The 26,593-nt window shown below is 65.4% G+C and carries 28 protein-coding genes; 15 read left to right on the top strand and 13 right to left on the bottom strand.

What is annotated here, in order from left to right; translation table 11 throughout:
* Positions 1–4: 4 nt before the first annotated feature.
* From pheT to U0S50_RS09785, 8 genes are all read right to left on the bottom strand, one after another.
* Positions 5–2,392, bottom strand: a complete 2,388-nt coding sequence (pheT, locus tag U0S50_RS09750) for a phenylalanine--tRNA ligase subunit beta (RefSeq protein WP_322308576.1) — start codon at positions 2,390–2,392, stop codon at positions 5–7.
* The gene (gene pheS / locus U0S50_RS09755) at positions 2,389–3,483 is read right to left on the bottom strand and encodes a phenylalanine--tRNA ligase subunit alpha (RefSeq protein ID WP_322308577.1); all 1,095 of its coding nucleotides are present in this window, start codon (positions 3,481–3,483) and stop codon (positions 2,389–2,391) included. The genes pheT and pheS overlap by 4 nt, the downstream gene beginning before the upstream one ends.
* A 146-nt stretch (positions 3,484–3,629) precedes the next feature.
* Positions 3,630–4,538 (bottom strand): AraC family transcriptional regulator, encoded by a 909-nt coding sequence (locus U0S50_RS09760; protein WP_322308578.1) that lies wholly within the window; start codon positions 4,536–4,538, stop codon positions 3,630–3,632.
* 344 nt (positions 4,539–4,882) lie between these two features.
* Positions 4,883–5,248 (bottom strand): 50S ribosomal protein L20, encoded by a 366-nt coding sequence (gene rplT, locus U0S50_RS09765; RefSeq protein ID WP_322308579.1) that lies wholly within the window; start codon positions 5,246–5,248, stop codon positions 4,883–4,885.
* Positions 5,249–5,260: 12 nt separating this feature from the next.
* Positions 5,261–5,464 (bottom strand): 50S ribosomal protein L35, encoded by a 204-nt coding sequence (rpmI, locus tag U0S50_RS09770; protein ID WP_322308580.1) that lies wholly within the window; start codon positions 5,462–5,464, stop codon positions 5,261–5,263.
* 242 nt (positions 5,465–5,706) lie between these two features.
* A complete protein-coding gene (hisN, locus tag U0S50_RS09775; RefSeq protein WP_322308581.1) occupies positions 5,707–6,486 on the bottom strand; it encodes a histidinol-phosphatase in 780 nt (259 codons plus the stop codon).
* Positions 6,487–6,585: 99 nt separating this feature from the next.
* Entirely contained in the window at positions 6,586–8,199 is a 1,614-nt protein-coding gene (locus U0S50_RS09780; RefSeq protein WP_322308582.1) for a phospholipase D family protein, read from the bottom strand.
* A gap of 109 nt (positions 8,200–8,308) precedes the next feature.
* Positions 8,309–9,244: a ribose-phosphate pyrophosphokinase gene (locus tag U0S50_RS09785; protein WP_322308583.1), complete on the bottom strand. Its 936-nt coding sequence runs from the start codon at positions 9,242–9,244 to the stop codon at positions 8,309–8,311.
* A 228-nt stretch (positions 9,245–9,472) separates the two neighbouring features.
* On the opposite strand from U0S50_RS09785, the gene U0S50_RS09790 reads away from it, so the two are divergent.
* The 4 genes from U0S50_RS09790 to rpmG all read left to right on the top strand — a co-directional run bounded on the left by U0S50_RS09790 (position 9,473) and on the right by rpmG (position 13,776).
* Positions 9,473–11,146, top strand: coding sequence for an NAD+ synthase (locus U0S50_RS09790; protein WP_322308584.1), 1,674 nt, complete (start codon positions 9,473–9,475; stop codon positions 11,144–11,146).
* A gap of 37 nt (positions 11,147–11,183) precedes the next feature.
* Positions 11,184–12,494, top strand: a complete 1,311-nt coding sequence (gene gltX / locus U0S50_RS09795) for a glutamate--tRNA ligase (protein ID WP_322308585.1) — start codon at positions 11,184–11,186, stop codon at positions 12,492–12,494.
* A gap of 162 nt (positions 12,495–12,656) precedes the next feature.
* Positions 12,657–13,400 (top strand): TonB family protein, encoded by a 744-nt coding sequence (locus tag U0S50_RS09800; protein ID WP_322308586.1) that lies wholly within the window; start codon positions 12,657–12,659, stop codon positions 13,398–13,400.
* Positions 13,401–13,608: 208 nt separating this feature from the next.
* Positions 13,609–13,776, top strand: a complete 168-nt coding sequence (rpmG, locus tag U0S50_RS09805; RefSeq protein WP_003042331.1) for a 50S ribosomal protein L33 — start codon at positions 13,609–13,611, stop codon at positions 13,774–13,776.
* A gap of 125 nt (positions 13,777–13,901) precedes the next feature.
* On the opposite strand, the gene U0S50_RS09810 is transcribed toward rpmG, so the two are convergent.
* Positions 13,902–14,387 (bottom strand): Lrp/AsnC family transcriptional regulator, encoded by a 486-nt coding sequence (locus U0S50_RS09810; RefSeq protein WP_322308587.1) that lies wholly within the window; start codon positions 14,385–14,387, stop codon positions 13,902–13,904.
* 149 nt (positions 14,388–14,536) lie between these two features.
* Between U0S50_RS09810 and U0S50_RS09815 the strand changes: the two genes are divergently transcribed.
* Positions 14,537–14,695, top strand: a complete 159-nt coding sequence (locus U0S50_RS09815) for a hypothetical protein (RefSeq protein ID WP_322308588.1) — start codon at positions 14,537–14,539, stop codon at positions 14,693–14,695.
* A 165-nt stretch (positions 14,696–14,860) separates the two neighbouring features.
* Here the strand turns inward: U0S50_RS09815 and U0S50_RS09820 are convergent, their stop codons facing one another.
* The gene (locus tag U0S50_RS09820; RefSeq protein WP_322308589.1) at positions 14,861–15,223 is read right to left on the bottom strand and encodes a response regulator; all 363 of its coding nucleotides are present in this window, start codon (positions 15,221–15,223) and stop codon (positions 14,861–14,863) included.
* Positions 15,224–15,276: 53 nt separating this feature from the next.
* Between U0S50_RS09820 and U0S50_RS09825 the strand changes: the two genes are divergently transcribed.
* The 4 genes from U0S50_RS09825 to U0S50_RS09840 are packed head-to-tail and all read left to right on the top strand — an operon-like array spanning position 15,277 to position 17,861.
* Positions 15,277–15,585: a DUF3572 family protein gene (locus U0S50_RS09825; RefSeq protein WP_322308590.1), complete on the top strand. Its 309-nt coding sequence runs from the start codon at positions 15,277–15,279 to the stop codon at positions 15,583–15,585.
* Positions 15,582–16,223, top strand: coding sequence for an HAD family hydrolase (locus U0S50_RS09830; protein ID WP_322308591.1), 642 nt, complete (start codon positions 15,582–15,584; stop codon positions 16,221–16,223). The genes U0S50_RS09825 and U0S50_RS09830 overlap by 4 nt, the downstream gene beginning before the upstream one ends.
* A gap of 11 nt (positions 16,224–16,234) precedes the next feature.
* Positions 16,235–16,699 carry a RidA family protein gene (locus U0S50_RS09835; RefSeq protein WP_322308592.1) on the top strand — a complete coding sequence of 155 codons (465 nt, stop codon included), beginning with the start codon at positions 16,235–16,237 and terminating at the stop codon, positions 16,697–16,699.
* Positions 16,700–16,706: 7 nt separating this feature from the next.
* Positions 16,707–17,861, top strand: a complete 1,155-nt coding sequence (locus tag U0S50_RS09840) for a GNAT family N-acetyltransferase (protein ID WP_322308593.1) — start codon at positions 16,707–16,709, stop codon at positions 17,859–17,861.
* Between the two features lie 104 nt (positions 17,862–17,965).
* Here the strand turns inward: U0S50_RS09840 and U0S50_RS09845 are convergent, their stop codons facing one another.
* Together U0S50_RS09845 and panC are read right to left on the bottom strand one after the other, a co-directional pair.
* Complete coding sequence (locus tag U0S50_RS09845; protein WP_322308594.1) at positions 17,966–18,280, bottom strand: hypothetical protein; 315 nt, start codon at positions 18,278–18,280, stop codon at positions 17,966–17,968.
* A 132-nt stretch (positions 18,281–18,412) separates the two neighbouring features.
* Positions 18,413–19,252 carry a pantoate--beta-alanine ligase gene (gene panC, locus U0S50_RS09850; RefSeq protein ID WP_322308721.1) on the bottom strand — a complete coding sequence of 280 codons (840 nt, stop codon included), beginning with the start codon at positions 19,250–19,252 and terminating at the stop codon, positions 18,413–18,415.
* 85 nt (positions 19,253–19,337) lie between these two features.
* Between panC and U0S50_RS09855 the strand changes: the two genes are divergently transcribed.
* The 6 genes from U0S50_RS09855 (at position 19,338) to U0S50_RS09880 (ending at position 25,094) form a co-directional block, all read left to right on the top strand.
* Positions 19,338–20,147, top strand: a complete 810-nt coding sequence (locus tag U0S50_RS09855) for a division plane positioning ATPase MipZ (protein ID WP_322308595.1) — start codon at positions 19,338–19,340, stop codon at positions 20,145–20,147.
* Positions 20,148–20,176: 29 nt separating this feature from the next.
* The gene (gene pgmG / locus U0S50_RS09860; protein WP_322308596.1) at positions 20,177–21,559 is read left to right on the top strand and encodes a phosphoglucomutase/phosphomannomutase PgmG; all 1,383 of its coding nucleotides are present in this window, start codon (positions 20,177–20,179) and stop codon (positions 21,557–21,559) included.
* 223 nt (positions 21,560–21,782) lie between these two features.
* Positions 21,783–22,547, top strand: coding sequence for an LPS export ABC transporter ATP-binding protein (lptB, locus tag U0S50_RS09865; protein ID WP_322308722.1), 765 nt, complete (start codon positions 21,783–21,785; stop codon positions 22,545–22,547).
* Positions 22,548–22,561: 14 nt separating this feature from the next.
* A complete protein-coding gene (gene rpoN, locus U0S50_RS09870; protein WP_322308597.1) occupies positions 22,562–24,025 on the top strand; it encodes an RNA polymerase factor sigma-54 in 1,464 nt (487 codons plus the stop codon).
* A 234-nt stretch (positions 24,026–24,259) separates the two neighbouring features.
* Positions 24,260–24,385, top strand: coding sequence for a type B 50S ribosomal protein L36 (gene ykgO, locus U0S50_RS09875; RefSeq protein WP_003046794.1), 126 nt, complete (start codon positions 24,260–24,262; stop codon positions 24,383–24,385).
* 97 nt (positions 24,386–24,482) lie between these two features.
* Complete coding sequence (locus U0S50_RS09880; protein ID WP_322308598.1) at positions 24,483–25,094, top strand: HAD family phosphatase; 612 nt, start codon at positions 24,483–24,485, stop codon at positions 25,092–25,094.
* On the opposite strand, the gene U0S50_RS09885 is transcribed toward U0S50_RS09880, so the two are convergent.
* Positions 25,079–26,521 carry a serine hydrolase domain-containing protein gene (locus tag U0S50_RS09885; protein WP_322308599.1) on the bottom strand — a complete coding sequence of 481 codons (1,443 nt, stop codon included), beginning with the start codon at positions 26,519–26,521 and terminating at the stop codon, positions 25,079–25,081. The two genes, U0S50_RS09880 and U0S50_RS09885, sit on opposite strands and share 16 nt — an antisense overlap.
* Positions 26,522–26,593 lie beyond the last annotated feature (72 nt).

A 26,593-nucleotide genomic window follows, 5' to 3' on the forward strand; every position in this document is an offset into this window, starting at 1 on the left:
GCGCTTAGCCCCGAAGGACGACCCCGAGTTTCGCCGCCGCGCCGACCACCTTGTCGGCGATCGCCTTCAACTCGGCATCGGTGAAGCTTTTGTCCTGCGGCTGCAACTCGACTTCGACCGCCAGGCTTATCTGGCCATCGGGAACGCCGGCTCCGGCAAAGCGGTCGAACAGGCGCGCGGATATAATCGCCGCCTTGTCGGCGCCGCGGATCGCCCGCACCAGATCGGCCGCGGCCAGGCTTTCGGGCGCCAGAAAGGCAAAGTCGCGGCGTACCGACTGCAGCGCGGGCGGGGTGAAGGCGCTGCGCGCCGGTCCGCTGGCGCGTTTGGCCGGAATTGCGTCCATGAAAATCTGGACCGCCATGACCGGACCGTCGACGTCGAAATGCTTCGTCAGCGCGGGATGCAGCGCACCAAATTCGGCGAGCACCGTTTTCGGCCCCAGCCGCAGCGTTGCGGACTGACCCGGGTGCCAGATAGCGCCTTCGGCCACGGCCTCCATCACCTGCAGGCGGTCGGCGGGGGCGCCCGCCGCGTCGAGCAGCGCAAGCGCCGCGGCCTTGGCGTCAAAGGCGCCGAAGGGGGCGGCCTTGCCCGTCTGCCAGTCGCGCGGGGCCTTGTCGCCCGCCATCAGCAGCGCCAGCGTCGGTCGCTCGGCATCGCGGCCATAGCGGCGGCCGATCTCGAACAGCCGCACGCTGTCGGCACCGCGATTCTGATTGCGCGCGGTGGCGGCAAGCAGGCCCGGCAACAGCGACGGGCGCATGACCTTCAGATCCTCGCTGATCGGATTTGCGAGGCTCCATGCGCCGCCGCCAAAGGGAGCGGCTTCGCGTTCGGAAATGAAGCTCCATGTCACCGCCTCGTGAAAGCCGGCCGCGGCGGCGGCGCGGCGCAGGCGGCGCTCGAGCAATTGTTCGGCGGTCGCGGTCGGGCGCGCGACCCCGTCGGTGCGCGGCAAGGGCGTCGACGGAATGGCGTCGAACCCATGAATGCGCGTGACCTCCTCGACCACATCGGCGGGGCCGTCCATGTCGCGGCGCCAGCTCGGTACCGCGATCTGCCACTGCGCGCCCTGTTCCATGACCGCGAAGCCCAGTGCCTCCAGAATCGCCCGCTGGCGCTCGGCGGGGATGGCGACACCGCCCAATGTTTCGGCGCGGATCGGATCATAGTCGATGTGGCGCGCCGCGACCGGCGGGGTGCCGGCGCGCGTGACCGCCGATGGCGTGCCGCCGCAGATCGCCAGGATATGGCCGGTGACGATCGCGGTCGCGTCGTCGAGAAAGGCGGGATCGACCCCGCGTTCGAAACGGCCGCGCGCGTCGCTCGACAGGCCGAGCGCCTGTCCGGTCAGCGCGATGCGTTCGGGGGTGAAATAGGCGATCTCGAGCAGGACGTCGGTCGTCGTTTCGCTGCACCCGCTATGCTCGCCGCCCATGATGCCGGCGATATCGTGAACCTGCGCATCGTCGGCGATCACCGTCATGCCGCTCGCCAGCGTATAATCCTTGCCGTTGAGCGCGGTGACGCTTTCGCCATCGTTTGCGCGCCGGGCGACCAGCGTACCGGAAAGTTTCGCGCGGTCATAGATGTGGCTGGGGCGGCCAAGGTCGAACATCACATAGTTGCTGATGTCGACCAGCGCCGAAATCGACCGCTGACCGATCGCTTCCAGCCGGCGGCGCATCCATTCAGGCGCGCTGCCGTTGGTGACGCCGCTGATCGTGCGTCCGTAAAAGGCGGGGCAGCCATCGCCATCGTCGGTGCGGATTTCGGTCGCCGGGGCGCCCTCTCCCGCGATGATCGGAACGGCGAGGGGTTTCAGCGTGCCGAGCCCGGCGGCCGCCAGATCGCGCGCGATGCCGCGCACGCCCATGCAATCCTGCCGGTTCGGGGTGATCGAAATGTCGATCACCGGGTCATTGACCTGATGATAATCGGCAAAGGCGGTGCCAACGGGCGCATCGGCGGGCAGTTCGATGATCCCGTCATGGTCGTCGCCGAGTTCGAGTTCGCGCGTCGAGCACATCATGCCGTTGGATTCGACGCCGCGTACCGCTGCGACCTTCAATTCCATGCCGTTCGCGGGCACCACCGCACCGGGCAGGCCGAGCACGCCGACCAGGCCCGCGCGCGCGTTGGGCGCGCCGCACACCACGGTCAGCGGCGCGCCGCCGTCGCCGGTATCGACGGTCAGAACCTGCAGCTTGTCGGCTTGCGGATGCTTTTCGGCGGTCAGCACCCTGGCGACGCGAAAGCCCGCGAGTTTTTCGGCCGGGTTTTCGACGCCTTCGACCTCATGGCCGATCCGGTTCAGCGTCGCGACGACATCGCCGACGCCATAGTCGCCGTCGAGATGCTCGCGCAGCCAGTCGAGGGTGATCTTCATGCCGAAATCCCTCCAGAAAGCGTGGGCACCGACAATGCGCCGAACCCATAGTGCGACAACCAGCGCAGGTCGCCGTCGAAAAAGGCGCGCAAATCATCCATCCCATATTTCAGCATGGCCAGGCGATCGACCCCGACGCCGAAGGCAAAGCCCTGCCATTCGTCGGGATCGAGGCCGCAATTGGCAATGACGCGCGGATTGACCATCCCGCTGCCCAGCAATTCCATCCACGCATGGCCTTCGTCATCCCCATTGCCGCCGACGATGCGCCGCCCCTTTTCCTGGGCATAGCCAACGTCGACCTCGGCCGAAGGTTCGGTGAAGGGGAAATAGCTGGGGCGCAGCCGCAGCACGATGTCGTCGCGCTCGAAATAGGCCTTGAGGAAGGTTTCCAGCGTCCATTTGAGATGCCCCATATGGATGCCGCGGTCGATCACCAGTCCTTCGATCTGGTGGAACATCGGCGTGTGGGTCGCGTCGCTGTCGCTGCGATAGACGCGGCCGGGCGCGATGATGCGGATCGGCGGCGCCGCGTTCATCATCGTGCGGATCTGCACCGGCGACGTGTGGGTGCGCAGCAGCATCGACCGGCCTTCTGCATCCTTGTCGGGGAAATAGAAGGTGTCGTGCATCGCCCGCGCCGGGTGGGTTTCGGGAATGTTGAGCGCGGTGAAATTGTGCCAGTCGTCCTCGATCTCCGGCCCCGTCGCGACGGCAAAGCCCATGTCGGCGAAAATTTCGGCCAGTTCGTCCATCACCTGGCTGACCGGATGAACGCTGCCGACAGGTGCGGCGGCAGCGGGCAGGGTCATGTCGAGCCGTTCGGCCGCCAGCTTTGCTTCGAGCGCCGCACCCTCGAGCGCCGCCTTGCGCGCCGCGATCGCGCCCGTCACGCCTTCGCGCAGGCTGTGGATCTGGGGCCCCTGGGCCTGTCGCTCCTCGGGCGTCATCGCACCGAGCGTTTTGAGCAGCGCCGAAACGCTTCCGGTCTTGCCGAGGGCGGCAACGCGCAGCGCCTCCAGCGCGTCGAGATCGGCGGCTGCCGCAATGTCGGCCTCTAGCCGGGCCTGCATGCCCTGATAATCGGTCATCGTCATTCGTCCTGCGGCGGCGGGTCGCGGGATGCGCGCCGCCGCTTTCTTCCTTGTCGCCTGTCAGGCTGTTCGCGGCGGAAAGCTATGCCTTTGCCTTGGCGCCGCTTGCACCGAACGGGCCGAGCGGGTCAAGCCCGAAGGGCCTATGACGTGGGTTTGTGAAGGCCTTGGACCGCTTCGCCCGCCACCGCGGCACGGGCCAGGGCGGCGGCCCCCAATATCTGTTTGGGGCGCGCGGCATATTCGCGCGGCGACATGCCCATGAAGCGCTGAAAATCGCGGGTGAACTGCGCTTGATCATAATAATGATAGTCGATGGCGTCGATCCACGCCATCGACGGGTCGAGCATGAACCGCGCGAGACTGCGTAGAAAGCGCTGGCGGCGCAGCAGCAATTTGGGCGGAAAGCCGAAGGCGCGCTGGCACAGCCGTTCGACCGAGCGTTCGGAAAGGTCGAGCCGCTTCGCAAGATCGCCGACGCTGCCCGGATCGTCGTCGATCAGCGCCGCGTGGGCGGCCAGAATCGAAGGGTCGTCGCGCGGTGCACCGTCGAGCAGGCCGACAAAAAAAGCGTCGATCGTCTGTGCCGCGGCGTCGATGTCATTGGCCTTTCGCAAACGGCCGACCAGCGGGCGCAGCATGGCAAAGGCCGGATGGGTTTCGCCGTCGCAGTATCGATCGGCGAGTTCGGCGGCGGGAAGGGCAAAGAATTTTGCCCACCCCATCGGCAGAATTCCGATTCCCCACACGCGCATGGAGCCTGCCGCGAAGTAGCTGGCGATGCTCGTCGGGCCGGTCGCGATGAAGCGCGGTGTCGCGACCGCGTCGGTCGCCCCGCCGCCGATCGCGGCGAGCGGCGTTTCACCCTCTATAAAGCGCAGATTGGCCCATTCGGGGTGCAGATAATCTTCGACGCGGCATCCCGGCGGGGCATCGACCTCGGTCAGATAGATGATGCTGGCATAGGGGCGCAGCGGGGCCGAAACCGGGAAGAAACATGTCCTGACCCTGGGCTCTTCTGCAAGGACCGGGGGAGAGGAGGGCGTTGGCATGATGGGACAGTGTAGAGGCGAGCGGCGTAACAAAACAACAGCCTATGCGGCCATTGTGTCGGGTTTTTACAATTTTTGGTGCCAGCGCAGATATATATGCCGCGAAAGGGACGCTTCCGCCGGCCGTCAGCTATCTGCGACCCACGGCTATTCGGTTCGGAGGGAGGGGGGCGATGTATCCCGACGGATCATCGTCGGAACGGCGCGAGGGGCTTGCTCCTCGCGCCGTTCCTGTATGGGGCGCCGAGCCAAGCGAGCCGGTGTGGTCCCCGGTAAGCGGGCCACGAAAAAGGGCGGCCCCGATGGGACCGCCCTCTTGTCAGCTTCGCAATGCCGCAAAAGGCTTAGGCGGCCTTGGGCAGCGCTGCCTTTGCCTGTGCGATGATCGCGGCGAACACGCCGCCTTCGTTCATCGCGAGGTCGGCCATGACCTTGCGGTCGAGTTCGATCCCGGCGAGCTTTACGCCGTGCATGAACTGCGAATAGGTCAGACCTTCGGCGCGGACGGCAGCGTTGATGCGCTGGATCCACAGGGCGCGGAAGTTCCGCTTTTTAACCTTGCGGTCGCGATAGGCATATTGACCGGCCTTTTCGACGGCCTGGCGCGCGATGCGGATCGTATTCTTGCGACGGCCATAATAGCCCTTCGCCTGATCCAAAATCCGCTTGTGCTTGGCGCGCGTGGTCGTGCCGCGTTTGATACGGGACATGGATAGCGCTCCTTACTTCAGGCCATAGGGCGCCCAAAGGCGCACATGGGCTGCATCGGCATCGCTAAGCACGCTGGTGCCGCGATTGGTGCGGATATATTTCGAATTGTGCGAAATCAGGCGGTGGCGCTTGCCGGCAACGCCGTGCTTCACCTTGCCCGAGGCGGTGAATTTGAAGCGTTTCTTCACACCGCTCTTAGTCTTCAGCTTGGGCATTTTCGTCTCCTTATACTGCGACGATATCGACCGGCCCTGGCAGCCCTTTCAGCCAGGCAGATCAGCTCACTATCGTGCGAAGGCGCGCGCCTAGCGGGATTCGCGCAGAAATGCAAGCGTTGCGGTGCCCCGTGCGGTGCCCCCTGTGCGCCGAGGGCTATGGAAAGCCCCCCGGCTGTCACTATTCAGCGGTGCATGTGTGCATGCGATGGGCGTTCCCATCTGTTCCGTGGCGCCGCGTGTCAGTGGTTACAGGCGAGGCCCTCGATCACATCCTCGAGCCGGGCGGGGTCGCCGAGGGCGAGGACATGACCCTGGCTTTCGGCATGGAGCGGGTCGCCGTTCCAGTCGCACATCGTTCCGCCGGCGCCTTCGACGATCGGAACCAGTGCCGCGAAATCATGGAGTTTCAGCCCGGCCTCGACCACCAGGTCGATATGGCCGCTGGCGAGCAGACCGTAATTGTAGCAGTCGCCCCCGAACAGCATGCGCTTGTGCGCGGTCTTTGCGGCGAGCGCCATGAAATGCTCGCCATCGTGATCGGTGAAATATTGCGGCCCCGTGGTGGCCAGCACCGCGTCGGCAAGGCTGCGGCAGACGCGAGTTGTCGCGGGCTTGCCGCTGAACATCGTCGGCTGTCCCATCGCACCGATCCAGCGTTCGCCCGAAATCGGCTGGTCAATAATCCCCAGAACGGGCCAACCATCCTGCAAAAGGGCGATCAGCGTGCCGAAAATCGGCCGTCCGGCCATGAAGCTGACGGTGCCGTCGATCGGGTCGAGCACCCACTGACGGCTCGATTCGGGGCGTTCGGCACCATATTCCTCGCCGATGATGCCATCGCGCGGTGCCTCTGCGTCGAGCAGTTTACGCATCGCGGCCTCGGCCGCCCGGTCGGCCTCGGTCACGGGCGAGGCATCGGACTTTGCCTCGTGGGCGAATCCGGCACGGAACAGCGGACGGATCGCGGCTCCCGCCGCATCGGCGAGCCGGTTGGCGAGGGCAATATCTTCGGCGCGCATAAATATCCTTTGGGGAAGCTGTCTGGGTTGATCGCTCCATGCCGCCCACGATGGCGATTGTCACGGATCAAACCGCGTGGGCCGCCGCCGAAGCCGCCGTCAGAGCAGCCAGTCGATCGGCAGATGCGACAGCAGCCAGATGAGCGTGCGGTTCCAGCGGGTGGTGTCGGGTTCGGTCGTCAGCACCCGGGGCTTTGGCCCCGACGAATCGATCCACTGGAGATCCCCCTTGCGCGAGCGGGCGACCGCATAGCTGTGCGCGGGAAGCCGCTCGTCGAGCCCGTCGACAACCAGCCCCGACAGATAGGGGCTGTCGATCAGAAAGCCCATTTCGCAGTTGAGCTGTGCCGAGCGCGGATCGAAATTGAACGAGCCGACGAAAAGCCAGCGCCGGTCGACGACGAAGGTCTTGGCATGCAGGCTTTCGCCGCCGCCGCTGAAGCGTGTGGCCGAATGTTCGGTTTCGACGGCGGGTTTTGCCGGATCCTTGCGCACTTCGTACAGCCGGACCCCGGCCTTCAACAGCGGGGCGCGTTTCTTGACATAGCCCGCGTGGACCAGCGGCACATCGGTCACGGCAAATCCGTTTGTGACGACGCTGGTATCGACCCCGCGCCGCGCGAGGCCTGACAACAGCTGGGTCCCGAACCCGGCCGGGACGAAATAGCCGGACACCAGATGAAAGCTGCTGCGGGCATCGGCGATCGTCGATTTCAGGCGGTTCACCAGCAGCGATTCGGGCGGTTCGGCGCCCAACGCCTTTGCCGGATCGTCGCTGAACAGGCGAACTTCGGTCCATTGCCAGGCAAGCTGGCCGTCGATCGCATCGCGGATGAAGGCGGTCTCGGCCGCCGCCCGGCGATAGCGTTGCCCCGCTTCGCCCGTCGCGGCGGGCGGGTCGCGCAGCGTCGCCATCGGTTCGGCCCGGTCCGCGGCGATCAGCCGTTCGGATGGATAGGCCGAACGACTGTTCCAATATTCGTCGAACTGGCGCGACACGTCGGGAACCACCGCCCCGATCGCCAGCGCATCCATATCGATGAACAGCCCATCCTGTTCGGCGCCGAAATATTCGTCGCCGACATTGCGGCCGCCAACGATCGTCATCGACCCGTCGACGGTCAGCGATTTGTTGTGCATCCGCCGGTTGAGGCGGGGAAAGGCGAAAAGATAATTGGCAAAGCGCAGGCGCCGCAACGTCAGCGGGTTGAACAGGCGCACCTCCACCTGGGGATGCGCATTCGCGCCGATCAGCATGGGGTCGAGCCCCGCCGTCGTATTGTCGTCGATCAACAGGCGTACGCGCACCCCGCGATCGGCGGCGCGGATCAGTTCGGCAAGCAAGAGCCGGCCCGACAGGTCGTCGTTCCAGATGTAATATTGCAGATCGACCGATTTCTCGGCGGCGCGAACCATCTCGATACGCGCGGCAAAGGCGTCGAGCGCGTCGGGGATCAGATAGATGCCGCTCTGCCCCGGGTGCGCGGCGGCGGCGCGGCCGATTGCGGCGCCGACCGACGTTGCTTCGATATCTTCCGCCATATGGCTGCTCCTTCGTCCGTCGAGCGACGGCAAGGGGAAGAGCGCCCACAGCAGCAAGGCGAGCAGGGTGACGCATCCGGTCAGCAGCGCGACCGATTGAAACAGGCGCCGGATCGCGCCTTTACGCCGCCGCCTTGCGGATGTCTGCTCGGCCAAATGCTTCCCCATCATTCAGTCGCCCGCGGGCCTGATGGTCCGCAGGTTCGCGAATAGTGGGGACAAAGCGGGCGCAAGGCAATGCGCCTTCGCGGCGGCCCGTTTCCGGACCCCGGCGGCGATATCAATCGAACAGCGAGGAGACGCTGGTTTCGTCGGCGATGCGCTTGATCGCCTCGCCGAGCAGCGGCGCGACGGTCAGGGCGCGCACCTTGCTGCTGCCGTTGACCGCGTCGGTCGGCTGGATCGAATCGGTGATGACCAGCTCGGTCAGTTCGCTTGCATCGACGCGCGCAACCGCCCCGCCCGACAGCACGCCGTGGGTGCAATAGGCGACGACGCCCTCGGCGCCCGCGGCCTTCAGCGCGGCGGCGGCGTTGCAAAGCGTGCCCGCCGAATCGACGATATCGTCGATCAGGACGCAGAAACGCCCTTCGACATCGCCGATGATGTTCATCACTTCCGATTCGCCAGCGCGTTCGCGGCGCTTGTCGACGATCGCCAGCGGCGCGTTGTCGAGCCGCTTGGCCAGCGCGCGGGCGCGCACCACGCCGCCGACGTCGGGCGACACGACCATCAGATTCTTGTCACCGAACCGCGCCTGGATATCGGCGCTCATCACCGGGGCGGCATAAAGATTGTCGGTCGGGATGTCGAAGAAGCCCTGGATCTGCCCGGCGTGCAGGTCGATCGCGAGGACACGGTCGGCGCCCGAGGTGGTGATCAGGTTGGCGACCAGCTTTGCCGAAATCGGGGTGCGCGGGCCGGGTTTCCGATCCTGGCGGGCATAGCCGAAATAGGGGATGACGGCAGTGATACGCTTGGCCGATGCGCGGCGCAGCGCGTCGGTCAGGATCAGCAGCTCCATCAGATTGTCGTTCGCCGGGAAATTGGTCGGCTGGACGATAAAGACATCCTGGCCGCGCACATTTTCATGAATCTCGACGAACACTTCCTCGTCGGCGAAACGGCGGACGCTGGTGTCGGTCAGCGGCAGTTCCAGATAATCGGCGATGGCGCGAGCCAGCGGCAGGTTGCTGTTGCCGGAGATGAGTTTCATGGCGCTGCAGGCCCTTTCGCGAGCGGGGTGGGATTGCGCGCCCCCTTAACCAGCATGGACGCGAAGGGAAAGGGCGATCTTTGCCGGTCGCGGTACGTGGCGCGGCGATGGGTGGCCAGCCGGGGCTTCGCCCGCATCGGACGTTTCCCTTGGTCCAGCCCAGGCTGTGCGGTTCTGGTGTCGGCTTGATCATTGCAATCGCGGCCGCCGGGCGTAAGGCTCGGGTCCATGACCGACCGTGCCGAAACGCTCTCCATCCTTCTGGCCCAGACGACCCAGGCGGTCGGTGATCTTGCCGCCAATGCCGCGGCGATGCGCGCCGTGCGGGCGCGGCACCGGGGTGCTGACCTGATCCTTTATCCCGAATTGCAACTGATCGGTTATCCGCCCGAGGATCTGGTGCTCAAACCCGCGCTTGCCGAACGCGCCGCCGCGATGCTCGCTGACCTTGCCGCCGAAACCGCCGATGGCGGCCCCGCGATGCTCGTCGGATCGGTCGAGCGCGATGCCGATGGCAGGCTTTATAATATCGTCGCGCTGCTCGACGGCGGACGGGTCGTCGCGACGCGGCGCAAGCATGAGCTGCCCAATTACGGCACCTTCGACGAAAAGCGCGTCTTTGCGGCAGGGGCGCTGCCGTCCATTGTCGAATGGCGCGGGGTGAAACTGGGCTTGCCGATCTGTGAGGATGGCTGGTTCCCCGCGGTTTGCGCGCATCTGGCGGGGCAGGGGGCGGAACTGCTGATTTCGGTCAACGGCAGCCCCTATGAAATCGACAAGGACGACCGCCGCCTGGCGCAGGTGTTCGGTTCGCGGGTTGCCGAAACCGGCCTGCCGCTGATTTTCCTCAATCGCGTCGGCGGGCAGGACGAACTGGTCTTTGACGGCTGTTCCTTTGTCCTGAATGCCGACGGTGCGGCGGTGCACCGGCTGGTCGACTGGGAGGAGGAGGAACGGCTCACCCATTGGGCCCGCGGCGCCGATGGCCGCTGGACCTGCGCCCCCGGTGCGCGCGCCGAATGGGAGGCGCACCCCGCCGATATTTACAGCGCGATGATCGTCAGCCTTCGCGATTATGTCGAGCGCAATCGCTTTCCGGGTGTTGTGCTCGGCCTGTCTGGCGGGATCGATTCGGCGATCTGCGCGGCGATTGCCGCCGACGCGCTGGGCCCCGAAAAAGTCTGGTGCGTGATGTTGCCCAGCCGCTTCACCAGCCAGGACAGCCTCGACGATGCGGCCGGATGCGCCGCGATGATCGGCGCCCGGCTCGACAGCATCGCGATCGCCCCGGCGGTGGAGGCGTTCGATACGATGCTGACGGACAGCTTCGCGGATCGCGATGTCGATACCACCGAGGAAAATGTACAGTCGCGCATCCGTGGGCTTGCGTTGATGGCGCTCAGCAACAAGTTCGGCCCCATGCTGCTGACCACCGGCAACAAGAGCGAGATGAGCGTCGGTTATGCGACCATCTATGGCGATATGGCGGGCGGTTATAACCCGTTGAAGGACGCCTATAAGACCACGGTGTTCGCGCTGGCGCGCTGGCGCAACGCGCATGTTCCGCGGCTGTCGCGCAATCCGGTGGTGCCGGTGATGCCCGACCGCATCATCACCAAGCCGCCAAGCGCCGAGCTGCGCCCCGACCAGAAGGATCAAGACAGCCTGCCGCCGTACGACGATCTCGACCGCATGCTCCACATGCTGGTCGAGGAGGAAGCGAGCGTCGACGATGTGGTGGCGCGGCATGGTTTCGACCGCGACGCCGTCACGCGCATCGAACGGCTGCTGGCGATCGCCGAATATAAGCGCCGCCAGGCGCCGCCGGGGGTGAAGCTGTCGACCCGCAATTTCGGGCGCGACCGCCGCTATCCGATCACCCACGGCTTTCGCACCGCCTGACTCGCCTTCGCCGCGAATCGCGTTATAGGCGCGGATCATGACCGTCGTTACCCGCTTCGCTCCGTCGCCAACCGGCCTGCTTCATGTCGGCAATGTTCGTACCGCGCTCCACAACTGGATGTGGGCGCGAAAGCATGGCGGACGCTTTCTGCTGCGGATCGACGATACCGACCTGGAGCGCTCGAAAGAGGAATATGTCGCGGGCATTCGCGCCGACCTTGCGTGGCTCGGCCTCGACATCGATGGAGAAGAGCGTCAGTCGGCGCGCTTCGCGCTGTACGAAGCCGAGTTTGAAAAGCTGAAGGCGGCCGGGCGCGTCTATGCCTGTTACGAAACGCCCGAAGAGCTCGATATCCGCCGCAAGATCCTGCTCTCGCGCGGGCTGCCGCCGGTTTACGAGCGCAAGGGCGCCGATGCGCCGATTCCCGAGGGTGTGGCGCCGCACTGGCGCTTTCGCCTCGATCATGATGCAGTGATCGAATGGACCGATATGGTTCGCGGTGCCCAGAATTTTGAACCAAAAACCATGTCCGATCCGGTGGTGCGCCGTGCCGACGGCAGCTGGCTCTATCTGTTGCCGAGCGTCATCGACGATATTGCGATGGGTATCACCCATGTCGTGCGCGGCGAGGATCATGTGTCGAATACCGCGGCGCAGATTCAGATGTTCGAAAGCCTCGGCGCGACACCGCCCGCCTTTGCGCATGAAGCGCTGCTCGTCGGGACCGAGGGCAAATTGTCGAAGCGGCTGGGCTCGCTCGGTATGGAAAGCCTGCGCGATCAGGGGATCGAGCCGATCGCGCTCGTCGCGCTGCTCGCGCGGCTTGGTACCAGCGATCCGGTCGAACCGGTCACATCGGCGGAGCCGCTGGTCGCCAGCATCGATTTTGCGCGTTTCGGCCGCGCCCCAGCACGCTTTGACGAAGCCGAACTGGCGCTGCTCAACCAGAAAATCTTGCACCACACTGATTATGGCGCGGTCGCGGATCGCCTGCCCGCCGCGATCGATGCCGGGCGCTGGAATGCGATTCGCCCCAATCTGATGACGTTGGCCGAGGCCGCCGAATGGGTGTCGGTGTTCGATGGGCCATTTGCGGCCCCGGCCCCGGACGCGGCCGATCTGGCGGTGCTCGATGCGGCGGCGGCGGCGATGCCCGGCGTCGATTGGACGGCGGACCCCTGGCACGCGCTCACCGCCGAAGTAAAGGCGGCGACAGGGGCGAAGGGCCGCGCGCTGTTCCTGCCGCTGCGCCGCGCGCTGACAGGGCGCGACCATGGCCCCGACATGGGCGAACTGTTGCCGCTGATCGACCGCGATCAGGCAATCGTCCGACTCGCCGCGCGCTGACCGCCGCGAACGCTGATCCAACCCGTGTTGCGGGCGCGGGGTCCTTTGCCGACTTTGCCAATTGACAATATGGGCTGTTACATCATATCATTGTCTTGATCCGACCGACACCGGCGGTCAGACAAGCCGGGGGGCGGGTCGTCACAGGCAAGGAGAGATGCCATGACCCTGATACCCTTGATCTCGGCCATCGTCGCAACACCCGAACATATTACGGCGCCCGCGGGCGGCCCACGGCCGCTGGTGCGCGGCAGCTATGATCCCGGCGCGGGGCACCGTCCGATCGCGGCGCTGTTCGCGTTCGGATTGCCCGCCGCGCTGGTGGTCGCGGTGGCGCTATCGCCGATGGTGATCGATACGCCGCCGCGCTCCGAGCCCGCAAGCTGGACATCGATTCCGCTGGCAAATCCCGATCCAGCGCCGCTGCCACCCGAAGCGAAGCCGCGGTCCCCGTCAGCCCAAACGCCGGTCGTGGCCCCGCCCACGCCGTTGCCGCCGATCACCGATACCGGAGTGACCATCGAGCCGATCGCCATTGATGGTCCGACAGTGGACACGGGCATGGGCACGGGTACGGACCGGGGGGGCGTGTTCGATCCGCCACCTCCGCCCCCGCCTCTGGTGCTAGCCAAGGTAGATCCCCGCTTCGCTCGGCTGTTTCAGCCCGACTATCCGGCCCGTGAACAGCGCGCCGAGATGGAGGGCAGCGTGACGGTGCGCGTGTTGATCGGAACCGATGGGCGCGTGAAGGCGGTCGAACAACTGCGTAGCGACAGCCCCGGCTTTTTTGAGGCGACGCGGCGCCAGGCACTGAGCAAATGGCGCTTCAAACCCGCGACACGCGGTGGTGTCGCTGAGGAAAGCTGGAAGGAAATGACCGTGCGTTTCGAGATTCGCAACGCCTGAGACCCCTCCCGGGCGGGCGCTTCCTCTGGCGCCCGCCCTTCCTTTTGCTTGACAGCGGCGGCGAATCCAGCCAATGGCGCGCGGATAAATGGGGGCGGCGTCCAGCGCGCGGCCCTCTTTGTTTTTCACAACCCTAGTCGGGGCCAGCGTCCCGCCGCATGTGTCGAAGCGTTCGGCAGGTGCGCAGATTTTTCGAGGAACAAAGGCCATGGCCAAGCCGACGACCGTCAAGATCAAGCTGGTGAGCACCGCCGACACGGGCTTTTTCTATGTCACGAAAAAGAATCCCCGCACGATGACGGAAAAGATGTCGGTGCGCAAATATGACCCGCGTGCGCGCAAGCACGTCGAGTTCAAGGAAGCCAAGATCAAGTAAGCCGTTGTCCCGTCCCGCGTTGCGGGATGGTGTGACGATGCTGCTTCCTCCCGCATGGGCGGAAGTCGAAAGGGCGGCCGTTCGTGCCGCCCTTTTTCGTGCCCGATCGCGCGGGGGATGCGGGCTCAACCGAACCGCAAAGGCCGCCTCGCCGCATCATTGTCGATGATCGTGCGAATGGTGATCAGCGTGGTAAAGCTGTGGACGCCCTTGTCTTCGCTCAGCACCCGGCGGGTGAACCCGTCATATTCCTCCATCGTCGCCACCTGGATCTTCAGGAGGAAATCCTCATCGCCCGTCACGTCCCACGCGCCGGTGACTTCGGGATGGTGGGCAAGTTCGCGGGCAAAGGCGTCCATCGTCTGGGGGCCCGCCTGTTGCATCCGCACCAGCACGTGCATGGTCAGCGCCGAGCCGGTCAGCACCGGATTGACGACGGCTATGTCGGCGACGATCACCTTTTCCTCACGCAATCGGCGCAAGCGCCGCAGCACCGCCGAAATGGACAGGCCAACCTTGTCCGCCAGCGTGCGTGCAGGTTCCAGATTATTCTGGCGCACCAGGTCGAGCAACCGCCGGTCGAATGAGTCGAGATCGATCATTTTTGCCATATTTGTGATCATAGCGCTAAAATTGGTCGCGATCACCGCGAATTTTGGCGCCAATAGGCTTTCCAGCGATCCTATATTGCCCGTGGCGTCGCTGGCCGCATTCCCCCCTCTCCCCCTCCCGCGACCGCGACGCCTTCAGGAGTAAAACAATGAACCGCAACAGTTCGCGGCCGGACCGGCTCGCAAGCTTTTGGACCCTGCTCGTCGATGCGTCGAGTGCGGCGGTCGACATTCACTATGATGCCCCGTGGCAGCGCGCCGCAAAGGCGCCCGTCCCCGCGCTTCGGCACCGTCGCGGCGCCGCCTGAAAGCGCGCGCCGGCGCCGGTCCCGCCGCCCGCCGGGCGATAACCCGACAAGCCGGAGACCGGATCATCAAGGGCGGCCATGGGCCGCCCTTTTCATTGGCGGCGGACCGACCGGATTTCGGCTGTGACGTCTGTTCCTTCGGCGCCTTCGCCCGGCGCGGGTGCGTCAGGCGAAAACGCCGACGCTCTCGATGAACTTGATCACCGAAATGGGTTTGGAGACATAGGCCTCCGCGCCCGCCGCGCGAATCTGTTCCTCGTCGCCCTTTCCGGCATAGGCGGTGACCGCCATGATCGGCACCGCGCGCAGCGTCAGGTCCGACTTCATCTGACCGATCAGTTCGAGCCCGCTGACGTGCGGCAACTGAATATCCATGATGATCAGATCGGGGGCGATTTCGCGTGCCCTGGCCAGCGCGTCGCGCCCGTCGCGTACCGCATGGGCGCTATATCCATGGGCGTTGAGCAGGTCGCAGAACAGGCGCAGGTTCAGCTCATTATCCTCGACGACCAATATGGTCTTGCCCATGATTTTCGGCTTTCCCCGCTTGCGTCCGCGGCCCGTTTAGGCGAATCGGCGGCATGACACAATCGGCTGACGACAAAGGATGGAGCGGGGTGCGCGAAAGCGACGCGACATGGGCGCTCCACGCGCTCGGCTGGATATTGAGCGACGAGCCGCGCGCCGAGCGCCTGCTTGGAATGACCGGCTTGGCCCCCGAAACGCTGCGTGCCTCGCTCGATCAGCGTGCGACCCTGGCGGCCATTCTGTCCTTCCTTGCCGCGCATGAACCCGATCTCGTCGCCTGCGCGGCGGTGCTCGGGATCGATCCGATGGAACTGGCGGCGGCCGCCCGCCGCCTCGAAGGGAATGAAAGGATGGAGGCTTGAACCGCCCACTGGTCATCACCGATTGCGACGAAGTGCTGATGCACATGGTCGTTCCCTTTGCGCAGTGGGTGGACGAGGCGCATGGCGTGCTGTTCCGCATGGAGGATGCCAGCTTTGCGGGCGCGCTGAAGCGCAAGGAATGCGGAACGCCGCTGGAGGCGGGCGAGGTCTGGCCGTTGCTTGACGGCTTTTTTCGGCATGAAATGGGGCGGCAGTATGCGGTTCCGGGCGCGATGGCCGCAATGGCGGCGATCGGCGCACAGGCCGATATCGTCGTGCTTACCAATGTCGGCCCCGAGCATCAGCAGGCGCGCAGCGAACAGCTGGCCGCGCTCGGCCTGGTGGCGCCGGTGATCGGCAGCCGCGGCGGCAAGGGCGAGCCGGTGCGCCGTCTGGTCGAAGAGCGCGCACCGAGCGTCGCAGTCTTCATCGACGACCTGCCGCGGCATCATCATTCGGTCGCCATCGAGGCGCCGGCGGTGTGGCGGCTCCATATGGTCGGCGAGCCGGCCATCGCGGACAAGATTGCCCCCGCCCCCCATGCCCATGCGCGCATCGACGATTGGAACGCGGCGCGCGACTGGATATTGGCGCGGCTCACCGAAAATGTCCCGGCCCCCGGGTCAGAACTAGTATAGGAAAGAAGATCATGGATATCGCTGCCAAGCTGGCCGAACTCGGCCTCGAACTGCCCCAGCCCGCCGCGCCGGTCGCAGCCTATGTTCCCGTCGTCGAGCAGGGCGGGGTGCTGCATATCAGCGGTCAGCTTCCCTTTCGCGACGGACAGGTGGTGACGGGACGGCTGGGCGACGACCTTGACGAGGTCGCGGGCTATGAGGCGGCCCGCCGCTGCGCGGTCATGTTGCTGGCCCAGATCGGCAAGGCGGTCGGCGGCGATTGGTCGCGCGTGGAAAAAATCGTGAAGCTGGGCGTCTTTGTGAACAGCACCCCCGCCTTTACCGCGCAGCCCAAGGTCGCGAACGGCGCGTCGGAGTTGATGGAAGCGGTGCTGGGCGAAGTCGGCCGTCATGCGCGCAGCGCGGTGGGCGTCGCGTCGCTGCCGCTCGGCGCGGCGGTCGAGGTCGACGCCATCGTCGCGGTGAAACCGGCCTAGGCGGCCGATGGCGGAGGCCGACCCGCCCGCCCGGACCGTTTCGCTCGGCACCGGCGTCGCTGCAATCGATGCGGCGACGTGGGATGCGCTGGCGGGCGATGCCAATCCGTTCGTCGGCCATGCCTTTCTGTCGTTGCTCGAGGAATCGGGCAGCGTCGGGCCTGGCAGCGGCTGGCAGTCGGCGCCCTTGCTGGTCGAGGATGACGCCGGGGTGCTGGTCGCCGCTGCGCCCGCCTATCTGAAGGCGCACAGCCAGGGCGAATATGTCTTCGACCATGGCTGGGCCGACGCCTGGACGCGCGCGGGCGGTGATTACTACCCCAAATTGCAGATCGCGGTGCCCTTTACCCCGGTGCCGGGGCCGCGCCTGCTCGCGGCGGGGGATGAGGATGCCGGGCTTCTGATCCGCGCTGCGGAGGCGGTGGTGCGCCAGCACGGCCTGTCGTCGGCGCATGCGACCTTCGTTGCGCCCGAACAAATGCCGCTGTTCGAGCGGGCAGGCTGGCTGGTGCGGCGCGACATTCAGTTTCACTTCGCCAATCGGGGCTATGCGGGGTTCGACGATTTCCTCGCCACGCTCAATTCGGCGAAGCGCAAACAATTGCGCAAGGAACGCGCCCGCGCGGTCGAGGGGCTGCGGATCGAGGAAGTGACCGGCGAGGGCATCCGGCCCGAGCATTGGGATGCGATGTGGCTGTTCTATCAGGACACCGGCGCGCGAAAATGGGGGCACCCCTATCTGACCCGCGCTGCCTTCGACCTGATCGGTGCGCGGCTTGCCGAGCGGATCATCCTGCTGCTGGCCTATGACGGCGCGCGGCCCGTTGCGGGGGCGATGCATTTCCTGGGCGCCGACACGCTGTACGGGCGCTATTGGGGCTGTCTGGCCGACATCCCCTTTCTTCATTTCGAGCTATGCTATTATCGCGCGATCGACATCGCGATCGCGCGCGGCCTTGCAAGGGTCGAAGCGGGAGCGCAGGGCGGGCACAAGCTGGCACGCGGCTATGGCCCGGTCGCAACCTGGTCGGCGCATTATATCGCCGATCCTGGTTTCCGCCGCGCCGTCGCCGACTTTCTGGCGCAGGAACGCCGCGCCGAAGAATCCGAGATGGAATGGCTGGAAGGGCATATGCCCTTCCGGCGGGTCGATGAGCGGTAGCAGGATGGATACGCGCGTGGCCGAAAGCCAGACGCGCCTTCGCTGACCGCTAAAGGCTTTTGCGCGGCGCGGGGGTCAGGCCGGTGCCGCGACGCGAAGCGGGTTCAGGCTGCAAAGCGCCGGGCAGCCGGGCGCCGGGCGGTTTCGTCGAGCCAGGCACGGGCCTGGCGCTGCGCCTCGGCAATTTCGTCGCGCGACATTTCGTCGGACAGGTCGGCGCGGCAGCGCTGGCCTTCGCGATTGCCGCCAAGCGCGGCGAGATTGAACCATTTATGCGCCTGGATCAGGTCGACATCGACCCCTCCGGTGCCGGTTGAGAAAGCAATCCCCAGATCGAAATAGGCATTGGCATCGCCGCGTGCCGCATCGAGCAGCCGGCTTTCGATCAGAAACTGGGCAGACTTCAGACTGTTCGCCATGATCATCCCCTTGTCGCCTCCACCCCACATGGAGACTTCGGGGCCAAACCTTGCGGCTTATGGTCAACAAAGCGTTAACGACGTGCCCATTTTCTTGGGGATTATTAGAAAAACCCAATAAAAACTGTTGGTTCAGCTCACCGCAAGATTGTCGATCAGGCGGGTTTTTCCGATACGCGCGGCCGCCAGAAGGCGCGCCGGTGCGCGAAATTCGGTCAGCCGCTCCAGGCTGTCGGCATCGGCGAGCGCGACATAATCGATACTGTCGAAGCCGCCCGCGACTATCGCCGCTTCGGCCCGGGCCAGGCTGCGTTCGACGTCTTCCCCCGCTGCGATCGCCTGCGCGGCGGCCTGTAGCGCGGCTGGAAAGGCGGCTGCGGCGGCGCGCTGGTCCTTTGTCAGATAGGCGTTGCGCGACGACAGGGCGAGGCCGTCGCTGTCGCGCGCGATCGGCGCGCCCAAAATGTCGATCGCAAAGTCGAGGTCGCGTGCCATGCGGCGGATGATCGCGAGCTGTTGCCAATCCTTTTCGCCGAAGATCGCGACGTCGGGGCGCACCTGATTGAACAGTTTCGCAACGACGGTAGCGACGCCGTCGAAATGGCCGGGCCGTGCGGCACCGCAATATTCCGCGCCCAGTTCGGCGACTTCGATATGTGTCCGATGCCCGTCCGGGTACATCACATCGACCGCGGGAGCCCACAGCAACGCCGTTCCTGCATCGACCAGCAGGGCGGCATCGCGGCCCTCGTCGCGGGGATAGGCGTCGAAATCCTCATTGGGTCCGAACTGGGTCGGATTGACGAAAATCGATACCACGACATGGTCGGCAACGCGCCGGGCCATGCGGACGAGCGACAGATGCCCGTTGTGCAGCGCGCCCATGGTGGGAACCAGAGCAACGCTTTTTCGTCCCAGTTTCAGGGCGTCGATTGCGCGATGAAGCGTTGCGATGTCACGGATGATTTGCACGGCCGCCCGCCCTCCGATATTGGCGGCGCTAAAGGCACCACCCATGCGGCCGCCATGCCGCGCCAACAGGAAAATCGCAACGGCCATGACGAGCGCAGCCCCCCACCGGATCATCTTTGCCAATGAAAAGGGCGGAACCGGCAAATCGACCTGCGCGGTCCATTTCGCGGTCGCGCTCGCCAGCCAGGGCTGGCGCGTCGCGGGGATCGACCTCGACCCGCGCCAGCGCACCTTTCACCGCTATCTGGAAAACCGCACCAACACCGCGCGGCGCCGCGGCATCGACCTGCCGACCCCGCGTTTCGAAGTCTTCGAAGGATCGACGGTCGAGGAGCTGGACGAACAGGTTGCGCGGCTGAGTGAAGGCGCCGACTATTTCATCGCCGACACGCCGGGCCGCGACGATCTGTTCGCGCGGCACATCGCGACCAGTGCCGACACGCTGGTCACGCCGATCAACGACAGCTTCATCGATTTCGATCTGATCGGTCAGGTTGATCCCGAAAGCTTTCAGGTCGTGCGGCCGAGCTTCTATTCCGAACTGATCTGGGACACGCGCAAGGCGCGCGCCAAGAGCGACGGGCGCACGATCGACTGGATCATCCTGCGCAACCGGCTTCAGCATGTCGATGCCCACAATATGCGCCGCGTCGGAGAGGCGCTGGGCCAATTGTCGCGCCGCGTCGGTTTCCGCGTCATCCCGGGGCTTGGCGAGCGCGTCATTTACCGCGAGCTTTTCCCTGCCGGGCTCACTCTGCTCGACAAGGCGCATCTGGGCGGCATGGGGATGGGGCATGTCGTCGCGCGCCAGGAACTGCGCGAGGCGATGGGCGGATTGAACCTGCCCGAACGTGAAAAGCTGCACCCCGACGGCGATCTGTTCGCCGCGGCCTGAACCGCCCTCCACGAAAGGAGTCCTCTCCCATGAGCCATGTTTTCCATCCGACGATGCTGCGCGAATATGATATTCGCGGTGTGGTCGGCGACACGCTGTCGGACGCCGACGCCTATGCGATTGGGCGCAGCTTCGCGACGCTGATCGTGCGCGCTGGCGGGCGACGGGTGGCGGTCGGTTATGACGGCCGACTGTCGTCGCCGATGCTGGAGGCGGCGCTTGTTCGCGGGATCAACGAGGCCGGGGTCGATGCGCTGCGTGTCGGGCTGGGGCCGACGCCGATGCTCTATTATGCGGCCTCAACCGAAGAGGTCGATGGCGGCATTCAGATAACCGGCAGCCACAACCCCCCCGACTATAACGGCTTCAAGATGGTGTTTCAGGGACGCCCCTTTTTCGGCGCCGACATCCAGGCGATCGGTACGATGGCCGCGGCGGGCGACTGGGAAAGCGGAACCGGGCACGCCGACAGCATCGACATCGTCGATGCCTATGTCGATCGGCTGGTCGAGGGCTTCGCCGGCGGCGCCTATCGCATCGGCTGGGATGCGGGCAATGGCGCCGCGGGCACCGTCATCGAAAAACTGACCGCGCGTCTGCCTGGTGAGCATCACCTGCTGTTTACCGATATCGACGGTCATTTTCCGAACCACCATCCCGATCCCACCGAAGAAAAGAATCTGGCCGATCTGAAGAAGCTGGTCGCCGAAAAGAGCCTCGATTTCGGTGTCGCTTTCGATGGAGATGGCGATCGCATCGGTGCGATCGACGGTCAGGGACGGGTGATCTGGGGCGACCAGTTGCTGCAAATTTATGCCGCCGCGGTGCTGAAGGATCGACCGGGCGCGACGGTCATCGCCGATGTGAAGGCCAGCCAGGCGTTGTTCGACCGGGTCGCCGAACTCGGCGGAACCCCGCTGATGTGGAAGACCGGACACAGTCTGATCAAGGCGAAGATGAAGGAAAGCGACAGTCCGCTGGCGGGCGAGATGAGCGGTCATATCTTTTTCGCCGACCGCTATTATGGCTATGATGACGCCCCCTATGCCGCGGTGCGGTTGATCGAGGCGGCGACAAAGCTGGGCCAGAGCGTTACCGAGCTGCGCAGCGGCATGGCGCCGATGGTCAACACCCCCGAAATGCGTTTCCAGGTCGACGAGGTACGCAAATTCGCCATTGTGGATGAAGTTCTGGACCGGCTCGCCGCGTCGGGCGCGCAGGTCGACCGCACCGACGGCGCGCGTGTGCTGACCGATGACGGCTGGTGGCTGCTGCGCGCATCGAACACCCAGGATGTGCTGGTGGCGCGGGCCGAGGCGGCCGACGCGGCGGGGCTTGACCGGCTGGTCGCCGAAATCGATGCTCAGCTTGCCCAATCGGGCGTGGAGCGGGGGCCGCAGGCGGCGCATTGAGCCATTCAGGCCATTGGTGCCCGTCCCTTTTCGGGGGCGGGCGCCGGTTGCCGGACCTGACCGTCCTTTCCGCCGCAGAGAAGCGAATTTGGCGCGATTTCACGCTCGCAAAAAGCGCGCTGCAAAAAGCTTGCCAGATTGACGCTGCCGCCCCTCCTCGGGTAACTCCACGATCATGACCGACGAAACAGCTCCGGCGACGCTTTCTCCCGACGATCACGGCATGTCCGAACATGTCGCGCATGTTCAGGAAGATGCGGCGGCAGGCAACGGCCTTGCCGTCATCTCGATCGCCAAAAGCTATGACAAGCGCGTCGTCCTGTCCGACGTCTCGCTTTCGGTCGCAAAGGGTGAGGTCGTCGGCCTGCTCGGCCCCAATGGTGCGGGCAAGACGACCTGCTTCTATTCGATCATGGGGCTGGTAAAGCCCGACGCCGGGCGCATCATGCTCGACGGCGCCGACATCACCGCGCTACCCATGTATCGCCGCGCGATCCTGGGTCTTGGCTATCTGCCGCAGGAAACCTCGATCTTTCGGGGCATGACCGTCGAACAGAATATCGAGGCGGTGCTGGAGCTCGCCGAACCCGACAAGGCGGCACGGCAACAAAGGCTGGACGAACTGCTCGACGAATTCGGCCTCACCCGGCTGCGCGGTTCGGCGGCGATGGCGCTGTCGGGCGGCGAGCGGCGCCGTGCCGAAATCGCCCGCGCGCTTGCCGCCAATCCGTCGATCATGTTGCTCGACGAACCCTTTGCCGGGATCGATCCGATTTCGATCAGCGACATTCGCGATCTGGTCGCCGATCTGAAGACGCGCGGCATCGGGGTGCTGATCACCGACCATAATGTGCGCGAGACGCTGGACCTCGTCGATCGCGCCTGCATCATCTATGACGGTAAGGTTCTGCTTGCCGGATCACCGGCCGAGCTTGTCGCCGACCCCGAGGTCCGCCGCCTCTATCTCGGCGAAGGCTTTTCCTTGTGAGGATCTAGCCAGCGATGGCCCTGGGTCCGCGCCTCGATCTACGCCAGTCGCAATCGCTGGTGATGACGCCGCAGCTGCAGCAGGCGATCAAGCTGCTTGCGCTGTCGAACCTCGAACTCGAATCCTATCTGGCGGAGGCGCTGGAAGGCAATCCGCTGCTCGATGCCGCGCCGGGCGATCGGGATGGACCTGCCGATGAAGCGCAGGAAGAGGCGACCGATGCACCGCCCCCGACCGCCGAGCCGCCCGATACCGACCAGGCGCTATCGTCCGATGCCGGGACCGCCGACGATCTCGACGTCGATTTTGCCGAAGAGCGGTTCCACCACGACAGCGCGAGCGACAGCGTCGGGCTGTCGGGCGAGGGCGAGGCGATCGACTTCGACAGCTTTGCCGAACAGGATGGGACGCTTCACGACCATCTGCTCGCACAGGTCGGCGAAACATTCGGCGGGATGGAAGCGGCGGTGGCGCAGCAGCTCGTCGCGCTGATCGACGAGGCGGGCTATCTGCGGGCCGACCTTGCCGAACTCGCGCAGCGGCTCGGCGTTCCGCTCGCGCTGATCGAATCGGTGCTCGGCGCTGTTCAGGGGTTCGACCCATCGGGGGTCGGGGCGCGCGATCTGGCGGAATGTATCGCGATCCAGGCGCGCGAGGCCGACCGCTATGACCCCGCGATGGCGACGATGATCGCGCATCTCGATCTGGTCGCCAAAGGCGCCTTTCCTCAGCTCAAGCGCATTTGCGGCGTCGATGACGAGGATCTTGCCGACATGATCCGCGAACTGCGCGCCTATGATCCGAAGCCGGGGCTGCGGTTCGGCGGTTCGGCGGTGCAGGCGGTGGTCCCCGACCTCTATGTGCGCCGCACCGCGGCGGGCTGGGCGGTCGAGGTGAACAGCAGCACGTTGCCACGGCTGCTCGTCAACCGGCGCTATTATACCGAACTCGCCAAGGGCGCGGCAGCGAAGAACAAGACCTGGTTGTCCGAACAACTCGCCGGGGCGAACTGGCTGGTACGGGCGCTCGATCAGCGGCAGCGCACGATCGTCAAGGTCGCGAACGAGATTGTGAAGCAGCAGGAAGGGTTTTTCCTGAGCGGCGTCGCGCATATGCGCCCGTTGACGTTGCGGCAGGTGGCGGAGGCGATCGGGATGCACGAATCGACCGTCAGCCGCGTCACCAGCAACAAATATCTGTCGTGCGCGCGCGGGCTGTTCGAGCTCAAATATTTCTTCTCCAGCGGCATTTCTGCGACCGACGGCGATGGCGCGGTGTCGGCCGAGGCGGTGAAGAGCCGGATCAAGGCGTTGATCGATGCCGAAGATGCGAAGGCGATCCTGTCGGACGAGACCATCGCGCAGAAATTGTCGGCAGAGGGGCATGACATCGCGCGCCGCACCGTCGTCAAGTATCGGGAAGCGATGGGCTATGGATCGTCGGTGCAGCGGCGCCGGCAAAAGGCGCTCGCGGGCTGAAGCGGCGGTACGCGCCGCGCATTTTGGGCTGTTCGGCACCGTTTCCCTCTGTCCGCTTTGCTGCGCAGCGCTTTTCCCGTTGCCGTTGAGTGGGCGGTCCGGCCGGTCGGTGGTCGGGCGATGCCGCGTGGCGGCAAATATGGCCGCGACCTTGCGCGAGGCGGTTGACTTTTCACCCGCTTCCCCATAGGTGCGCCGCTTCGCGTACAACGCCAAGTTTATCGGACAAGAGCAATGAAGATTCGCAACAGCCTGAAGTCGCTGAAGGACCGCCACCGGGATAACCGCGTGATCCGCCGCCGTGGTCGGACCTATGTGATCAACAAGACCAACCGTCGCTTCAAGGCGCGCCAGGGCTGATGTTCCAGCGGGGCAGCAATGCCCCGCGCGCGATTTGCGAGCCAGCGTGACGCCGTCGGATGCTTCCGGCGGCGCTTTCGCGTATCCGGAAGAGAGCATGATTCGGCGATCCGTGATCTTCGACGTCGGCCGGGTACTGTTCGATTGGGACTTGCGCCACCTGTTCGCCAAGCTGATCGCCGACAGCGATGAGCTGGAATGGTTCGTCACCCATGTCGTGACGCCCGAATGGCATTTTCAGCATGATGCGGGGCGGCCGCTCGCCGACATGCTGCCCGAACTCAAGCGAGAATTTCCCAGTCATGCGGCGCTGATCGACGCCTATGCGACGCGCTTCAACGAAACGATCCCGGGGCCGGTGCCGGGCAGCCTCGAACTTGTCGAGCGGCTTGATGCCGCAGGGGTGCCGCTGTTTGCGATCACCAATTTCGGCCATGAATTCTGGGAAGGCTTCCGCCCGACCCAGCCGGTTTTCGACCGCTTTCGGGATATCATCGTATCGGGCACCGAGCGGATGGTGAAACCCGATCCGGCGATTTACGCTCTGGCGATCGCACGTTTTGGGGTCGATCCTGCGGGCGCGATTTTCATCGACGATGTCGCGGCCAATGTCGCGGGTGCCGAATCGGCGGGCATCGCCGGACATCGGTTCGTCGATGCGGCGGCGCTGGAGCGCGACCTGATCGCGCGCGGCTATTTGCCCGGCTGATCGAATCGCACCACCAGTCGCCGCGACGTGGTGATATCGGCGGCAAAGGAGCCATCCGGCTCGGCACGCATGTCCGCTATGCCAAAGGGATGAACCAGTCCGCCGCGCGCCAGGCTGTCGCCTGGGGAGAGGCCGATCAGGGTGAGCGGCGCGTCGCTGCGCTGTACGGCCGTACCGAAATAGCCGCGCATCGCCGTGTCCTGTTCGATGCGGCCGGTGCAGATCCCACCCTCGATCGCAAAGCGCGCCGGGCCGCTGACCGGCGTGTCGCCGAAATGCCCGCTGTATCGAGCGGTCCCGACCGGGCAGGTCACGCCGAAAAGCCCGCCGGGAACGGGGCGAAACGGCGCCGCGATCATCTGCGCCGTCGGCTCGATTCGCGATATCCACAGTGCGTTCGACAACAGGCTGACCGCGGTGCGTTCCTCGCGCCACAGGCCGAGCGTGCTGCGGGCGCCTAGCGTGACGCCGCTGTGATGCACATAGGGTGCGCCATCGGTGTCGCGTCCGGAGCGCCATCCGAAGCCGACCTGATAGTCGTCCTCGCCAGCTGGGCGCCCATCGGTCATGACGGCCGGGACGAGCATCGCCGCGAAACTTGCGGGGGCGACCACCTGTCCGTCGATCATCCGGCCGCCAAAGGAGGCGACGGCGCCCGCCGTTCCGCTCAGCCCACCGCCGCCCCAGCTGTAGCTATAGTCGTGTCGGGGGGCTGGAACGACGCGCCCGCCATCGAATTCATAGGCGTGCGATACGTCGGTTCGGCCGCTGTCCGTCGCGTCGGCTTGAATGGCAAGGCCAGGTACCAGCCGGGTCCTGACATAGTCGGTGAAGGCTATTCCCGCCCGTTCCTCTACCAGCGTGCCGAGCAGCGTATAGCCCCAGGAAGAGTATCGATAGGCGTCGCCGGGCGGGGTCAGCAGCGGGCGGTTCGAGAAGATTGCGACCGCCGCGCGGCCGGTGGCATAATGTTCGCTGCCGCGCGCCGCGTCGACGGGCTGATAATGCGGCAGACCCGACAAATGAGCGGCGAGCTGGCGCGGCGTGATCGCGGGCCAGCCGTTTTGCAGCCACGGTAGCTGCGCCTGTACCGGCGCGTCGAGGTCCAGCCGGCCCTCTTCCGCCAGCTTGGCAGCGGCAGTCGCGGCGAACAGTTTCGATACGCTGGCCAGCCGAAACAGGGTGTCGGGGGTGACGGGGCGCTGCTGTTCGATGTCGCGCAGGCCGCTCTGCCCCTCCCAAAGGATGGCGCCATCCTTCCACACTGCGGCGGCCATGCCGGGGACGCCGCTGGTTTCGCGAATATGGTCGAGCAGGCGCTGGGCGATGTCGGCCGGGCTGGGCTGGGCGTGCGCCGGGGGTGTCGCGGCGGCTGATGCCAGCAAGGAAAGCGCGCCGATCGCCAGCGTGCTGCGATGCATTGTCATTCTATCCCTCTCCCTCATGAGCGCGGCGGGATAGGAATATATTGTCGCGCGATTTTGTCAGAATGTCGCGGC

This window comes from Sphingopyxis sp., assembly GCF_034380315.1.
Taxonomy (GTDB): domain Bacteria; phylum Pseudomonadota; class Alphaproteobacteria; order Sphingomonadales; family Sphingomonadaceae; genus Sphingopyxis.

Coding starts and splice junctions, on each gene's coding strand:
- U0S50_RS09880 (WP_322308598.1), top strand. CDS start 24,483: ATGATTCGGCGATCCGTGATCTTCGACGTCGGCCGGGTACTGTTCGAT.
- pheS (WP_322308577.1), bottom strand. CDS start 3,483: ATGACCGATTATCAGGGCATGCAGGCCCGGCTAGAGGCCGACATTGCG.
- U0S50_RS09840 (WP_322308593.1), top strand. CDS start 16,707: ATGGCGGAGGCCGACCCGCCCGCCCGGACCGTTTCGCTCGGCACCGGC.
- U0S50_RS09855 (WP_322308595.1), top strand. CDS start 19,338: ATGACGAGCGCAGCCCCCCACCGGATCATCTTTGCCAATGAAAAGGGC.
- rplT (WP_322308579.1), bottom strand. CDS start 5,248: ATGTCCCGTATCAAACGCGGCACGACCACGCGCGCCAAGCACAAGCGG.
- U0S50_RS09885 (WP_322308599.1), bottom strand. CDS start 26,521: ATGACAATGCATCGCAGCACGCTGGCGATCGGCGCGCTTTCCTTGCTG.
- U0S50_RS09785 (WP_322308583.1), bottom strand. CDS start 9,244: ATGAAACTCATCTCCGGCAACAGCAACCTGCCGCTGGCTCGCGCCATC.
- pheT (WP_322308576.1), bottom strand. CDS start 2,392: ATGAAGATCACCCTCGACTGGCTGCGCGAGCATCTCGACGGCGACTAT.
- U0S50_RS09800 (WP_322308586.1), top strand. CDS start 12,657: ATGACCCTGATACCCTTGATCTCGGCCATCGTCGCAACACCCGAACAT.
- U0S50_RS09825 (WP_322308590.1), top strand. CDS start 15,277: ATGACACAATCGGCTGACGACAAAGGATGGAGCGGGGTGCGCGAAAGC.
- gltX (WP_322308585.1), top strand. CDS start 11,184: ATGACCGTCGTTACCCGCTTCGCTCCGTCGCCAACCGGCCTGCTTCAT.
- pgmG (WP_322308596.1), top strand. CDS start 20,177: ATGAGCCATGTTTTCCATCCGACGATGCTGCGCGAATATGATATTCGC.
- rpmG (WP_003042331.1), top strand. CDS start 13,609: ATGGCCAAGCCGACGACCGTCAAGATCAAGCTGGTGAGCACCGCCGAC.
- U0S50_RS09760 (WP_322308578.1), bottom strand. CDS start 4,538: ATGCCAACGCCCTCCTCTCCCCCGGTCCTTGCAGAAGAGCCCAGGGTC.
- U0S50_RS09815 (WP_322308588.1), top strand. CDS start 14,537: ATGAACCGCAACAGTTCGCGGCCGGACCGGCTCGCAAGCTTTTGGACC.
- hisN (WP_322308581.1), bottom strand. CDS start 6,486: ATGCGCGCCGAAGATATTGCCCTCGCCAACCGGCTCGCCGATGCGGCG.
- ykgO (WP_003046794.1), top strand. CDS start 24,260: ATGAAGATTCGCAACAGCCTGAAGTCGCTGAAGGACCGCCACCGGGAT.
- rpmI (WP_322308580.1), bottom strand. CDS start 5,464: ATGCCCAAGCTGAAGACTAAGAGCGGTGTGAAGAAACGCTTCAAATTC.
- U0S50_RS09790 (WP_322308584.1), top strand. CDS start 9,473: ATGACCGACCGTGCCGAAACGCTCTCCATCCTTCTGGCCCAGACGACC.
- U0S50_RS09835 (WP_322308592.1), top strand. CDS start 16,235: ATGGATATCGCTGCCAAGCTGGCCGAACTCGGCCTCGAACTGCCCCAG.
- U0S50_RS09780 (WP_322308582.1), bottom strand. CDS start 8,199: ATGATGGGGAAGCATTTGGCCGAGCAGACATCCGCAAGGCGGCGGCGT.
- U0S50_RS09845 (WP_322308594.1), bottom strand. CDS start 18,280: ATGGCGAACAGTCTGAAGTCTGCCCAGTTTCTGATCGAAAGCCGGCTG.
- U0S50_RS09810 (WP_322308587.1), bottom strand. CDS start 14,387: ATGGCAAAAATGATCGATCTCGACTCATTCGACCGGCGGTTGCTCGAC.
- lptB (WP_322308722.1), top strand. CDS start 21,783: ATGTCCGAACATGTCGCGCATGTTCAGGAAGATGCGGCGGCAGGCAAC.
- U0S50_RS09820 (WP_322308589.1), bottom strand. CDS start 15,223: ATGGGCAAGACCATATTGGTCGTCGAGGATAATGAGCTGAACCTGCGC.
- rpoN (WP_322308597.1), top strand. CDS start 22,562: ATGGCCCTGGGTCCGCGCCTCGATCTACGCCAGTCGCAATCGCTGGTG.